The 12,574-nt window shown below is 68.6% G+C and carries 13 protein-coding genes; 6 read left to right on the forward strand and 7 right to left on the reverse strand.

Going from position 1 to position 12,574, the window contains the following annotated elements:
• The first annotated feature begins 94 nt into the window (after nt 1-94).
• The 3 genes from AAIL17_RS06030 (at nt 95) to AAIL17_RS06040 (ending at nt 4,310) form a co-directional block, all read left to right on the forward strand.
• Nucleotides 95-1,273 carry an AI-2E family transporter gene (locus AAIL17_RS06030; RefSeq protein ID WP_424681919.1) on the forward strand — a complete coding sequence of 393 codons (1,179 nt, stop codon included), beginning with the start codon at nt 95-97 and terminating at the stop codon, nt 1,271-1,273.
• Entirely contained in the window at nt 1,270-1,965 is a 696-nt protein-coding gene (gene hda, locus AAIL17_RS06035) for a DnaA regulatory inactivator Hda (protein WP_424681920.1), read from the forward strand. The genes AAIL17_RS06030 and hda overlap by 4 nt, the downstream gene beginning before the upstream one ends.
• Nucleotides 1,966-2,099: 134 nt before the next feature.
• Nucleotides 2,100-4,310: a reprolysin-like metallopeptidase gene (locus AAIL17_RS06040; RefSeq protein ID WP_424681921.1), complete on the forward strand. Its 2,211-nt coding sequence runs from the start codon at nt 2,100-2,102 to the stop codon at nt 4,308-4,310.
• Nucleotides 4,311-4,371: 61 nt separating this feature from the next.
• Here the strand turns inward: AAIL17_RS06040 and AAIL17_RS06045 are convergent, their stop codons facing one another.
• From AAIL17_RS06045 to AAIL17_RS06060, 4 genes are all read right to left on the reverse strand, one after another.
• Entirely contained in the window at nt 4,372-4,569 is a 198-nt protein-coding gene (locus AAIL17_RS06045; protein ID WP_424681922.1) for a hypothetical protein, read from the reverse strand.
• A gap of 47 nt (nt 4,570-4,616) precedes the next feature.
• Nucleotides 4,617-4,808, reverse strand: coding sequence for a hypothetical protein (locus AAIL17_RS06050; RefSeq protein WP_424681923.1), 192 nt, complete (start codon nt 4,806-4,808; stop codon nt 4,617-4,619).
• Nucleotides 4,809-4,833: 25 nt separating this feature from the next.
• Entirely contained in the window at nt 4,834-5,028 is a 195-nt protein-coding gene (locus AAIL17_RS06055; RefSeq protein WP_424681924.1) for a hypothetical protein, read from the reverse strand.
• 399 nt (nt 5,029-5,427) lie between these two features.
• Nucleotides 5,428-6,231 (reverse strand): inositol monophosphatase family protein, encoded by an 804-nt coding sequence (locus tag AAIL17_RS06060; protein WP_424681925.1) that lies wholly within the window; start codon nt 6,229-6,231, stop codon nt 5,428-5,430.
• A 158-nt stretch (nt 6,232-6,389) separates the two neighbouring features.
• On the opposite strand from AAIL17_RS06060, the gene AAIL17_RS06065 reads away from it, so the two are divergent.
• Both AAIL17_RS06065 and AAIL17_RS06070 read left to right on the forward strand, forming a co-directional pair.
• Entirely contained in the window at nt 6,390-6,914 is a 525-nt protein-coding gene (locus tag AAIL17_RS06065) for a hypothetical protein (protein WP_424681926.1), read from the forward strand.
• A 54-nt stretch (nt 6,915-6,968) separates the two neighbouring features.
• A complete protein-coding gene (locus tag AAIL17_RS06070) occupies nt 6,969-7,730 on the forward strand; it encodes an RNA methyltransferase (RefSeq protein WP_424681927.1) in 762 nt (253 codons plus the stop codon).
• Between the two features lie 78 nt (nt 7,731-7,808).
• Here AAIL17_RS06070 and AAIL17_RS06075 read toward each other — a convergent pair whose 3' ends face one another.
• The 3 genes from AAIL17_RS06075 to oxyR are packed head-to-tail and all read right to left on the reverse strand — an operon-like array spanning nt 7,809 to nt 9,372.
• The gene (locus AAIL17_RS06075) at nt 7,809-8,156 is read right to left on the reverse strand and encodes a hypothetical protein (protein WP_424681928.1); all 348 of its coding nucleotides are present in this window, start codon (nt 8,154-8,156) and stop codon (nt 7,809-7,811) included.
• A gap of 24 nt (nt 8,157-8,180) precedes the next feature.
• Nucleotides 8,181-8,408, reverse strand: coding sequence for a hypothetical protein (locus tag AAIL17_RS06080; RefSeq protein WP_424681929.1), 228 nt, complete (start codon nt 8,406-8,408; stop codon nt 8,181-8,183).
• A 25-nt stretch (nt 8,409-8,433) separates the two neighbouring features.
• A complete protein-coding gene (gene oxyR, locus AAIL17_RS06085) occupies nt 8,434-9,372 on the reverse strand; it encodes a DNA-binding transcriptional regulator OxyR (RefSeq protein WP_424681930.1) in 939 nt (312 codons plus the stop codon).
• Between the two features lie 249 nt (nt 9,373-9,621).
• Here oxyR and AAIL17_RS06090 point away from each other — a divergent pair, with 249 nt between their 5' ends.
• A complete protein-coding gene (locus AAIL17_RS06090) occupies nt 9,622-12,303 on the forward strand; it encodes a M1 family metallopeptidase (protein ID WP_424681931.1) in 2,682 nt (893 codons plus the stop codon).
• Nucleotides 12,304-12,574: the final 271 nt, after the last annotated feature.

A 12,574-nucleotide genomic window follows, 5' to 3' on the forward strand; every position in this document is an offset into this window, starting at 1 on the left:
CCCGCTGGAGCGCGCCCGTGCGCGCCCGGGACGCCAAACATTCGTGCACGGGTACGCGCCCCTGCATCAAGGCATCCACCGAGTGAGGCCCTCCGTGACCCACGACATTTCCCGCCGCTGGCAGCTGCTCGCGATCGTGCTGGTGATCGGCTTCCTGATCTGGCTGCTGGCGCCGGTGCTGATGCCGTTCGCCGTCGCCGGCATGCTGGCCTACCTGGGCGACCCGCTGGCCGACCGGCTGGAGCGGCTGGGCATGAACCGCACCTGGGCAGTGAGCATCGTGTTCTTCGTGCTGGTGCTGCTGCTGGTCGGCGCGCTGCTGTTGCTCGTGCCGCTGATCTCCGACCAGATCGGCAACCTGATCCACAACCTGCCGCGCTACGTCGACTGGTTCCAGAACACCGCGCTGCCCTGGGTGCAGCGCAAGCTCAGCCTCGACCCTGACGCGTTCGACACCAGCCGGCTGATGGCGGCGATCCGCGCGCACATCGGCTCGATCGGCGCGGTGGCGACCACCGTGCTGGGCACCGTCTCGCGCTCGAGCCTGGGTGCAGTGATGTGGCTGACCAACGTGGTGCTGGTGCCGGTGGTGGCGTTTTATCTGCTGCGCGACTGGGACCGGCTGATCGCCTACATCGACAGCGTGCTGCCGCGCTCGGTGCAACCCACCGTCGCGCATCTGGCACGCGAGTCGGACGCCGTGCTCGGCGCCTTCGTGCGCGGCCAGTTACTGGTGATGCTGGCGCTGGGCATTTTCTACGGCGTGGCGCTGACGCTGGTGGGGCTGTCGGTCGGTCCGCTGATCGGCATGGTCGCCGGCCTGCTCAGCTTCGTGCCGTACCTGGGTTTCATGGTCGGCTTCGGCGCGGCGATCATCGCCGCACTGGTGCAGTACGGCGATTGGGCGCATCCGTTGCTGGTCTGCGGCGTGTTCGTGATTGGCCAGTTGCTGGAAGGCTACGTGCTGGTACCCAAGCTGGTCGGCGACAAGATCGGCCTGCATCCGGTGGCGGTGATCTTCGCGGTGCTCGCCGGTGGCTACCTGTTCGGCTTCCTCGGCGTGCTGCTGGCGCTGCCGGCGGCTTCGGTGATCATGGTGCTGCTGCGCTACCTGCTCGAGCGCTACCGCATGAGCGAGCTCTACACCGAGCCCGGGCACGACGACCCGGTGATCGCCGAGGTCGACGTGACGGTGGATACGCCCGAAGGCACGGCGCAGGGCAGCGCGGCGGTTCCCGCGCAGCGCACCCCCGGAAGCGACGGCCCGCCATGATCCCGCAGTTGCCGCTCGCCCTGCGCTGGCCGCGCCGGCAGCGCTTCGAGCACTTCCACGCCGGCGCCAATGCTGCCGCGCTGGCGGCGGTGAGGGCGCTGGCCGAGACCCCGGGTGCGCCCTGGGTGTACCTGCACGGCCCGGCCGGCAGCGGCCGCAGCCACCTGCTGCTGGCCGCCTGCCAGGCCGCGAGCGCGGCCGGCCGGCGTGTGCAGTACCTGCCGCTCACTGCCATGCACGACCACATCGGCGCCCTGCGCGGCGTAGGCAGCAGCGAGCTGCTGGCGATCGACGACCTGGGCGTGCTGGCGGGCGAGCGCGCCACCGAACACGCGCTGTTCGACCTGTACAACCAGATGCGCGCCGAAGGCGGCGCGATGCTGTTCGCCGCCGACAAGGCGCCCGCGCAGCTCGGCGTCGGCCTGCCGGACCTGCGCTCGCGGTTGGGCGCCTGCACGCAGTTCGCGCTCAAGCCGCTGGACGATGCCGAACGTCGCGCCGTGCTGAAGGAGCAGGCCGCCGCGCGCGGCATCGGCCTGGACGAGGCGGTGCTCGACTGGCTGTTCGCCCGCTACGCGCGCGACCTGGCCGCGCTGCTGGACCTGCTCGACCGTCTCGACCAGGCCTCGCTGGCGGCGAAGCGGCGTATCACCGTGCCGTTCCTGCGCGAGTTCCTGCGCGAGATGCACTAGACATTCGCTTCACGCGATCCACCACGATGGTCCCGCCCGCTTTACACAAAACGGCTACCCGGCCGTGGTCATGCTCTGCGCCACGCACCGTGCCTGGCGTAACGAGGCACACACATTGTGGACAGGAGTGAACCATGTACAGGATGCTGGTGTTGGCCATGTTGCTGGGGTCGGGCGCTGTTTCCGCCGCCCCGGTGGATCCTTTCGCACTGGTCGGGGGCCAGGCGAGTTTCATCAAGGGAACGGACCGCTACTACCCCGTGCGGATAGAGCACTCTGCGCCGCAGGCGGCCGTGACCGAAGGTGGCATGTGGTTGCCACAGCCAGACGGGGGCAGGGTCTACGCCCGCACGGTCCGGTTGCTCGAGCAGGCGGGAGGCATCGAGACCTGGATCGGCAAGGTGTCGGTGCCAGGTGGCGAGCGCAGCGTGGTGATCACCATGGGCCCGGACGCCACCTTCGGTTCACTGGTGACCGCGAAGGGCGAGCCGTTCCGACTGGTCACCAGTGGTGGCAAGACCTACATGGTGCAGCGGGATGCGAGCGCGGCGAGGCTCGGTACCGGCGGCCCGGCGCAGGAGCCGCCCGGCCGCGATTATCTGATCGCCCCGCGCCCGCCGCAGGCCGGCACATCCGTGCCGGGCGCGCAGGCGGCGCAGCCGCAGGCCAACGCCACAGCGGCCGCGTCGTCCACGGTGGACGTGCTGCTGGCCTATACGCCGGGCATGGTCACCCGCTACGGCACGATTTCGGCCGTACAGACGCGATTGAGCTATCTCGTCGCGGTCGCCAACCAGGCGTACGACGACAGTAAGGTCAACTACCACATCCGGCTGGTAGGGACGATGGCGGTGAGCTACTCGGATACCGGTCCGAACAGCCAGGTGTTGAATGACATGACCAACACTTCCTCCAGCGGCCCGCTGGCGGGGTTGCGCGCCCGGCGCGCTGCGCTGGGTGCCGACCTGGTCAGCCTGATCCGTCCATATACCCAGAGCGGTCAGGGGGGGTTCTGCGGCCTCGGCTATCTGAACGGTGCCAACGAGGTGACGTTCACCACCGGCTTTGCGCCCTACGGCTACTCGACGGTGGGCGATGGCGAGGATCCGTCGACTAATACCTACTGCCGGGATACCACCCTGGCGCACGAGTTGGGGCACAACATGGGCCTGGCCCACGACCAGGCGAATGCACCCGACCCGGGTGCCTTCAGCTATGCCTACGGCTGGCGCAGGACGCTCGCCTCGGGCAGCTTCTCGACGATCATGGCCTATTCGACCGGCGACCAGGAGCCTGTGCCTTATTTCGCCAATCCGAACATCACGTTGTGCAACGGCAACCGTTGCGGCGATCCGACGGTCGCGAACCAGACCCTGGCGCTCAACCAGACCATGCCGGTGGTGGCCAACTTCGTCAGCGCGGCGAGTGGTGCAGTGATGGACCTCAACGGTGATCGCCAGGCCGACATCGTGCTGCAGGACAACGCCGGCTCGTTCACGACCATGCTCGAAACGGCCAACTTCCTGCCCCAGACCAACACGCGCACGGGGACGACCGGCTACCGGATCGCCGCCGTTGGCGATCTGGACGGCAGCGGCAGCGCGGACCTGATCTGGACGAGCGGAGCGCACGACCTGTTCTTCTGGATCAACAATGGCGCCGACGCCTACCAGTCGGTGCAGGGTCCCAACTACAGCGCCGGCTGGACGCTCGTGGGTACCGGCGACCTCAACGGTGACGGCAGCGACGACCTGCTATGGCTGAATGCGACGACCCACGAGTTCATGTACTGGATCATGCAGGGCACCACGGTAGCGTCCAGCCGGACCATGTCGATCGCGACGGGGTATTACATCGGCGCAATCGGTGACTTCAACGGCGATGGCCGGGCCGATATCGCATGGACCAGCCCGGCGCGCGACCTGTACATCTGGACGACCGCCAGCAACGGCGGCTTCAAGAGCACGCGCTCGCTCAGTTACCCGGCGGGCTGGCGACTGGTGGGCAGCGGCCACATCGATGCCGACCAGCGCGCAGACCTGATCTGGATGGACGACGTCGACCACAACTTCGCCTATTGGCTGATGAACGGTGCCACCCGGACCGGATATCGGGTCATCGGCGTGTCGCCGGGATACTCGATCGCAGCCATCGACCGGTTCTCCAGCCGCGGCGACGGCATCCTCTGGACCAGCGCGTCGCGCGACATGTACGTGTGGATGAACAGCGGCACCGGCGGCTTCGTCTCGAAGAACATTGCGGCCTACCCGGGATCGGGTGGCGGGTACCTGAGCACCTATCCGTCCGGTTGGAGCATCATGGCCAACCTGCCGGTCAAGCCATAACCCCGGCTCCGCTCGTGGAATCGGTCCGCCGCGCCGAGCCATCGGCGCGGCGGTCGTGCTTCTAGTGCTTGCCCTCGGACTGCTTGCCTTCCTCGATCAGTTCGCGCACGCGCTGGCCGCCCTTGTGGCCGAGCTCGGAATAACCTTCGGGACCGAGCTGTTCCTTGCGGATCTCGCCGCCCTTGTGGCCGCCCTTCTGGCCAGCCTCGCGCACGGTCATGTCGCCCTTGTCGTGCTGGTTGTCGCTGTGCTTTGCCATTGTCTGCCTCGTCGTCGATGCGGCCCACCACGGCGGGCCGCGGTGGATCACTTGCGGCTGTCGCCGTGGCCTTCGGCCTGTTTGCCTTCCTCGATCAGTTCGCGTGTGCGCTGGCCGCCCTTGTGGCCGCCGGTCTCGCCGCCCTTGCGGCCGGCTTCGCGCACGCTCATGTCGCCCTTGCCGTGCTGGCTGCCGCCGGCCTGTTTGCCGTGACTGCCCGGGTTCTTTTGCTGGGTCATCGTGGGTTCTCCTGCTGCGGGGCCGTCAATGCGGGCGTTGTTCGCCCTGGTGCGCTTCGACCTGGCGACCGCGGTTGATCAGTTCGCGCACGCGCAGGCCGCCCTTGCGGCCTGCCTCGCGCACGCTGAGCTTGCCGCGGGCGCCGTCGATCGTGCCGTTGGCGGCGTGGTGGGTCTTGTTGCTGGGGGACTGACTGCCTGGGGACTGTTGCCGGCTCATGGGTTATCTCCGTAGCTGCATCCGATCGGTTTTCTTCGCAAGGCTCGGCTGGCCGCCATCCCGGCGCCCAGCGGAAAACAGCGGGTCCGGCAGGGTTTGAAGACCCGCGTCCGCCCATCGGCACCCGGTGTGCCGCGATGGCGACGGGCGCTCCGTCGCCCGCAAGGGCGTCGCGACGCGTCGCGGGCCCTTCGGACGGGCAGGGGCGTTGCAATGCGGATGCCAGCGCGAGCTGCGTCGCGGGCAGGAGTCCTGCGTCGGGCGGTTGGAAAAAACCGCCCGCGCTGGAAAGATCTACAGCAGCGTCCGCCTGCTGCCCAGGCAGGCGACTGGCGCAGGTGGGGCGTGCAAAAACGAAGGGCGCCCGTGGGCGCCCTCGTCGATCCGCCGAGTGGCCGCTCAGGCCTTGAGCAGCGAGGGCGTGGCCTGCGCGCCGATCGCGTCGGTCATCGCCTTGGCCACGTGGAGGTTGCCGGCGATCAGGTTGCCGCTGGCTGGCAGGCCGTCGCGGCCGGCGAAATCGCAGTAGCGCCCGCCCGCCTCGTGCACCAGCAGCACGCCGGCCGCCATGTCCCAGGGCTTGAGGCCGATCTCGAAGTAGCCGTCGTAGCGCGCGGCGGCGGTGTAGGCCAGGTCCAGCGCGGCCGAGCCCGAGCGGCGGATATCCTCGGCCTGGCCGAGTAGGGCGCGGGTCATCGCCAACTGGGCGTCCAGGTGCTCGCGCTGGCGGTACGGGAAACCGGTCGCGATCATCGCGCCGCCAAGGTTCTCGCGGCGGGAGACGCGGATGCGCCGGTCGTTGAGGTAGGCGCCGTCGCCCTTGCTGGCGGTGAACAGTTCGTCGCGCAGCGGATCGAACACTACGCCGTAGACCGGCACGCCCTTGTCGACCAGCGCGATCGAGACGGAGAAGTGCGGGATGCCGCGCAGGTAGTTGTGCGTGCCATCGAGCGGATCGATCACCCAGGTCAGCGGATTCTTGCCGCTGGCGCCGCCTTCCTCGGCGAGGATCGCGTGGTCGGGGTAGGCGCGGCGCAGCTCCTTGACGATCTCGGCCTCGGCCAGGCGATCGACCTCGGAGGCGAAGTCCATGCGCTGCTTCTCGACCACGTGCAGGCCGTCGATGCGGTTCATGTAACGCAGGATCACGTTGCCTGCGGCGCGCGCGGCACGTGCCGCGATGGTGACGGCGGGTCTTGGCATGGCTTCGGCTTTGGGAAAAGAGCGGAGTGCGGCCGCGCATTCTAGCAGAGGTCGCACGTGAACCTACGGTGGCGTGGACACAAAGCCATTGCTGCGGGCTTCCGCCAGTTCGTGCATGATCCAGCGACCGACGGGTCGGCTGAATTCAGGAGAAAGGGATGTCCATCCGTATGCTGGCAGCCGTTGGGTTGCGCTTTCTGGCGCTTGTGCTCTGCATCTCTGTGCTCACTACCGTCATCTATACCGGGGCCTTGCATGGCCCGGCGGCATCGCAGACGCTGGCATTTGTGGCGGCGGGGGCATTTGCCTTGGCGGTCGTGCTCTGGTTCGCGGCCGGGCCTTTATCGGTCCTCTTCTTCCACGGACTTCCCCGCGAAGCCGTTGACGGATTGAGGGCGGTCGATCTCGTCGTGGCCGGTTGCATACTGTTGGGGCTATGGTGGCTCAAGAGCGCACTGTGCGGCCTGGCCGACCTGTGGGTAAGCGCGCAATTGCTCAGCGGCGCGACCGGTCAGTCCGCGTGGGCTTCGCTCGATCTGGGCAGACGGGCATTGGCTGCAGCGCGCCTCACTGAGCTGCTCATCGGGTTGGTTCTTCTTGTACGAGCCCGGCAGATTGGAAGCTGGACACTGCGTACGCCCGAAATCGACAAGGCCGACAAAAGCTCGCCAGAAGCGGGATAACAGCGAGCCCCAACAGGGTCGACTATGATGGCGTCCTTTTTATCTCGCGCTCCCATGTCCGACTTCCTCGACCTTGCCGCCCGCTTCCGCTTCGTGCTCGTGCGTACTTCGCACCCGGGCAACATCGGCAGCGCGGCGCGGGCGATTCGCACCATGGGCTTCACGCGGCTGGAGTTGGTCGCGCCGGCCGAATTTCCCAGCCGCGAGGCCGATGCGCTGGCGGCGAACGCGGTAAGCGTATTGGCCGAAGCGGGGGTGCATGGTGCGCTGGTGGACGGCCTGGCCGGCTCCACGTTCGTGCTCGGCCTGTCGGCGCGGCGGCGCGGGGTGAATCTGCCCGAGCTGACGCCGCGCGAAGGCGCCGCGCAAGCGCTGGCCGCCGCGGCGCGCGGCGAGCAGGTGGCGCTGGTGTTCGGCAACGAGCGCACCGGCCTGGAGAACGAGGAGCTGGCGCGCTGCCACGCGATGGTGCGCATTCCCAGCGTGGAGGACTACAGCTCGCTCAACCTGGCCCAGGCGGTGCAGGTGATGGCCTACGAGCAGCGCCTGGCCATGCTCGGCGAGGCACCGCCGCCGGCGCCGCCGGAACACGACGAGCCGCCGGCCGACGCGGCGCGGATGGAGCGCTTCTTCGAGCACCTGGCGCAGACCTTGGACGAGATCGAGTTCCACAAGGGCCGCGAGCCGACCACGATCATGCTGCGCCTGCGCCGCCTGTTCCAGCGCGCGCAGCCGGACGAGCGCGAGCTGCGCATCCTGCATGGCGTGCTGGCCGATGCGCAGCGCATGGCGACGCTGGCCCGGCGCGAAAAATAGCCGCGCAGGGTGGGTTTCAGCTCACCATGAGGTCCGGGTGGTGGGCTGAAGCCAGCCTACGCCCGTTCCTCCCGTTCCCTACGGAGCGACCGGCTCCAGTTCCTCCACGTACACCAGCTCGCAGGCGCCGTTGCCGGTGTCGTCGCGGGTGAGCGAGCTGCGCCAGTGCCAGCCGTCCGGACGGCTGGCGTCGACCAGGAAGCCCTCGATGTGCACCAGCTCGCCCCGGCGCACGCGGTCCATCGCGCGGCGCACGCCCGCGTCGGCGGGGATCAGGTGCATGTTGGCGCTGGAGGTTTCGATCTCGCGGCGCGGGATCGGGAAGCTGTCCACGTGCCAGTAGTAGAAGCGGCCCGATTGGCTGACGTCGATGCGCGCGAGCACCGCGCTGTCGGACATGCGGCCCCAGCCCAGCGCCAGGTCCATCGGCGCGAGCGAGGCGCCGGCGTCCTAGTGGTAGTCCTCGCGCGAGAGCACGCGGGCGGTCAGTGCGAAATGCGCCCGCGTGCGCAGGGAGACGTCGGCGCGCTGGAGCACGGCACCGTCGCCCAGGTCGACCTGCTCGGGCGCCTCGGCCGCCAGCACGCCCGGCGGTGGGTGCAGCGGGCGCTGCTGCCACCAGTGGAGCGCGCCCCAGCCGAGCAGCGCCAGCCATGCCAGCCACAGCACTCGCCGCATCGGTATTTCCCCCTGTGGATGCGCGTCAGGCGCGCTTGCGTCGTTCCGGTTCGGCCAGCTCGGGCTTGAGCAGCTCGGCCGGCAGGCTGCGCACCACGTCGGCGAAGCGCTCGAGGAAGGGGCCCAGCGAGGAGCTCTTGCGCCACACCAGCGCGATGCGCCGGCTCGGCGCGTGGCCGGAAAATTCCAGCAACTGCACGTTGTCGGTGCGCGCCACCGGCGGCTTGATCGCCAGCGTCGGCAGCAGGGTGATGCCCACGTTGGCGGCGACCATCTGCCGCAGCGTCTCCAGGCTGGTGGCGCGGAAACCCACTTTCTCGCCGGCGCCGGCCAGTTGGCACAGCTCCAGCGCCTGGTCGCGCAGGCAATGGCCGTCCTCCAGCAGCAGCAGGCTCTCGTCCGAGAGGTCCGCGAGCTTCAGGCGTGCCTTGCGGTGGGCCAGCGGATGGTCGTCCGGCACCGCCAGCACGAACGGCTCCTCGAACAGGAACTCCGCGTGCAGGCTTTCCTCGTGGATCGGCAGCGCCAGGATGCCCACGTCCAGCGAGCCCTCGCGCAGCATGCGCACGATCTGTTCGGTCTTCTCCTCGATCAGCAGCAGCTCCAGCCGTGGAAAGCGCTGGCGCACGCGCGGCACCAGGTGCGGCAGCAGGTAGGGGCCGAGCGTGGGAAACACGCCCAGGCGCAGCTTGCCGGCCTCCGGGTCGCGCGTGCGCTGGGCGATCGCCTTGATCTCCTCGACCTCGGCCAGCACGCCGCGCGCGCGGCGGGCGATCTCACGCCCCGTTTCGGTGAGCAGCACCTTGCGCGGCGTGCGCTCGACCAGCGCCACGCCCAGCTCGTCCTCCAGCTTCTTGATCTGCGTGGAGAGGGTCGGCTGGCTGACGAAGCTGGCCTCGGCGGCCCGGCCGAAATGGCGGTGCTCGGCCAGCGAGACGAGGTAGGCGAGGTCGCGCAGGTTCATGGGGCGCTCCGATAGATCATGCCTATGAGTGTGAGGGCAGTCATCGATTTGGACAATGCTGCGGGAGGCCCTTTCCTGCGTGGTGCCCTCCGTCGGTGGCCGTGTTCCGTGCGCGGGTACGCACTCACGACCCCGCGCGCGGCAGGAGCGCCTTCACGCACCCCCGCCCATGCCTTTTGGCACTGTGTCACAAGTCATGCGCCGCCTAGCTTCCGGAAGTTGCCTTCACAGTCCCCTGGGGAAAACACCATGCGCCGTCTCGTCAAACCCCTCGTGCTCACCGCGCTTGCCGCCTGCTGCGGCGCCGCCTTCGCCGCCACCGCCGACCAGGTGCCGCACGGCAAGCTGCCGCGCTGGGCGGTGCCGGAATCCTATGCGCTGTCCTTCAAGGTCGATCCGCGCCAGCAGGATTTCTCCGGCACCACCGTGATCAAGGTCGACCTCAAGCAGGCTTCCGACCACGTCTGGCTGCACGGCAACGAGCTGAAAGTCGCCAGGGTCAGCGTGACCGACGCCGCCGGCAAGACCCACAGCGCCAAGTACGTCGAGGCCGCGCCGAAGGAAGGCGTGGTGCGGGTCGACTTCGGCAGCACGCTCAAGCCGCAGGAACTGACCCTGCGCTTCGACTACACCGCGCCGCTCAACATGCAGTTGCAGGGCCTGTACAAGGTCAGCCACGAGGGCGTGCCCTACGCGATGACGCAGATGGAGCCGATCAGCGCGCGCTACGCCTTCCCCGGCTTCGACGAGCCCGACTTCAAGACCCCGTTCGACATCAGCCTTACCATCCCCAACGACGAGAAGGCGGTCGCCAACACCAAGCAGATCAAGGAAGCGCCGGCCGGCGACGGCTGGAAGACGCTGACCTTCTCCACCACCAAGCCGCTGCCGACCTACCTGGTCGCCTTCGGCGTCGGCCCGTGGGACATCGTCGCCGGCCCGGACATCTCGCCGGACGCCTACCGCGCCACGCCGCTGCAGCTGCGCGGCATCGCCGCCAAGGGCGAAGGCCACCGCATGCAGCACGTGCTGTCCGAGACGCCGAGCATCATCCACACGCTGGAGGACTACTACGGCTTCGGCTATCCGTGGGACAAGCTCGACCTGCTCGCCGCGCCGGACTTCGCCGCCGGCGCGATGGAGAACGCCGGCCTGGTGACCTTCCGCGACTGGCTGCTGCTGCTCGATCCGGACAGCCCGGCGCAGTACGTGCGCGGCTCGTTCAACGTCAACGCGCACGAGCTGGCCCACCAGTGGACCGGCGACACCGTCACCACCGCCTGGTGGAACGACATCTGGCTCAACGAGGCCTTCGCCACCTGGATGCAGCAGAAGGTGACGATGAAGGTGCATCCGGAATACCGCGCCGACCTCGACCGCGTGCGCGGCGCGCAGTACGCGATGGACAACGACAGCCTGGTCACCGCGCGCAAGATCCGCCAGCCGATCACCGGCAACGGCGACATCGAGACCGCGTTCGACTCGATCACCTACCAGAAGGGCGCCAGCGTGCTCGGCATGTTCGAGGGCTACGTCGGCGAGAAGACCTTCCAGCAGGGCATGCGCCAGTACATCCAGGACCACAAGTTCTCCACCGCCACCGCCGACGACCTGGTCGACTCGATCGCCAAGGCCGCCGACAAGGGCGAGGACTTCAAGCAGGCCTTCAAGAGCTTCCTCAACCAGCCCGGCGTGCCCTACGTGCAGACCCGGCTGGAACAGAAGGGCGGCCAGACCGTGCTCGAGCTGAGCCAGAGCCGCTACCTGCCGATCGGCAGCAAGGGCAACGCGAACCACGTGTGGGGCGTGCCGGTGTGCGTGCGCTACGCCACCGCCGACGGCAGCAAGGTCAACTGCGAACTGCTGGAGAAGGCCACCGGCACGATTGCGCTGCCCGGCGCCAGCGCCAACGCCTGGGTCATGCCCAACGCCAATGCCAGCGGCTACTACCGCTTCGGCATGAACAAGGACGAGCTGGCGCGCCTGGGCGAGCAGATCAGCCATCTCACCGACGCCGAGCAACTGGCCTATGCCGACGCGGCCGACGCGAGCTTCCATCACGGCGACATCAACGCAGGCGACCTGCTTGCCGCGCTCAAGCCGCTGACCGCCTCGCGCGTGCGCGAAGTGGCCACCGCGCCGATCGCCAGCTTCGAGTGGCTCAGCCGCAACCTGGCACGTACCGACGCACAGCGCGCCGCGCTCGATGCCTGGGCCAAGAGCGCCTACCTGCCGCGCATGGAGCTGCTCGGCTACCACCGCAAGGCCGGCGAGCCGGACGGCGACTCGCTGCTGCGCAGCACGCTGGCCGGTTTCCTCGCGCTGGACGTGAAGCTGCCGGAGGTGCGCGCCGAGCTGGTCAAGCAGGGTGACGCCGCGCTCAAGCGCAAGGCCGATGGCCGCCTGAGCCTCGACGCGGCCGACCCGGACCTGCTCGGCACCGCACTCGGCGTGGCCGTGCAGGAGCGTGGCAAGAGCGCGGTCGATGCGCTGATCGCCGAACTGCCCAAGACCTCCGACCCGGCCCAGCGCAACGCCATGCTGGCCGGACTGAGCGCGGTCGAAGACCCGGCCCTGGCCGAGCAGGTGCGCAACTTCGCGCTGGACAAGCAGGTCAAGGTCGGCGAGATGGCGGCCCTGCTGCGCGGCAGCCGCGAGACGCGCGCCCAGCGCGACGCCATGTGGAAGTGGGCGGTCGGCCACTACGATCGCATCGTCGCACGCACCGGCAGCTTCGCCGGCGGCCGCCTGCCCGGCCTGATGGGCGGCGGCGGCTGCTCGCAGGACGAGGCCGACCGCCTGCAGGCGTTCTTCAAGACCCGCGCCAAGGACGTCACCGGCGCCGAGCGCGGCCTGGCGCAGACCACCGAGGACACCCTGCTGTGCACCGCGCTGAAGGCCAAGCAGGATCCGCAGGCGATCCTGCACTGAGGCGGTTCTCGGCTTGAAGCAAAACGCCGGGCGGCAACGCCCGGCGTTTTGCTTTCTAGCCTCTGCTTTGAGCCCTCTCCCCTCCGGGGAGAGGGTTGGGTGAGGGGCCGGGGCTCGCGGAAAGGTTGATTGCAAAAGTTTGTTTTCGCATTCGCTTCATTCAACCTCGTCGCAAGAGTGTCCCTCACCCCAGCCCTCTCCCCGGAGGGGAGAGGGAGCCGATCCTGCTGCGGTTGGAGACTCGGGCGCACTGCGGCCTCCACGTTCCCCC

This window comes from Frateuria sp. YIM B11624 (assembly GCF_049727805.1).
In the GTDB taxonomy this organism is placed as follows: domain Bacteria; phylum Pseudomonadota; class Gammaproteobacteria; order Xanthomonadales; family Rhodanobacteraceae; genus Frateuria_A.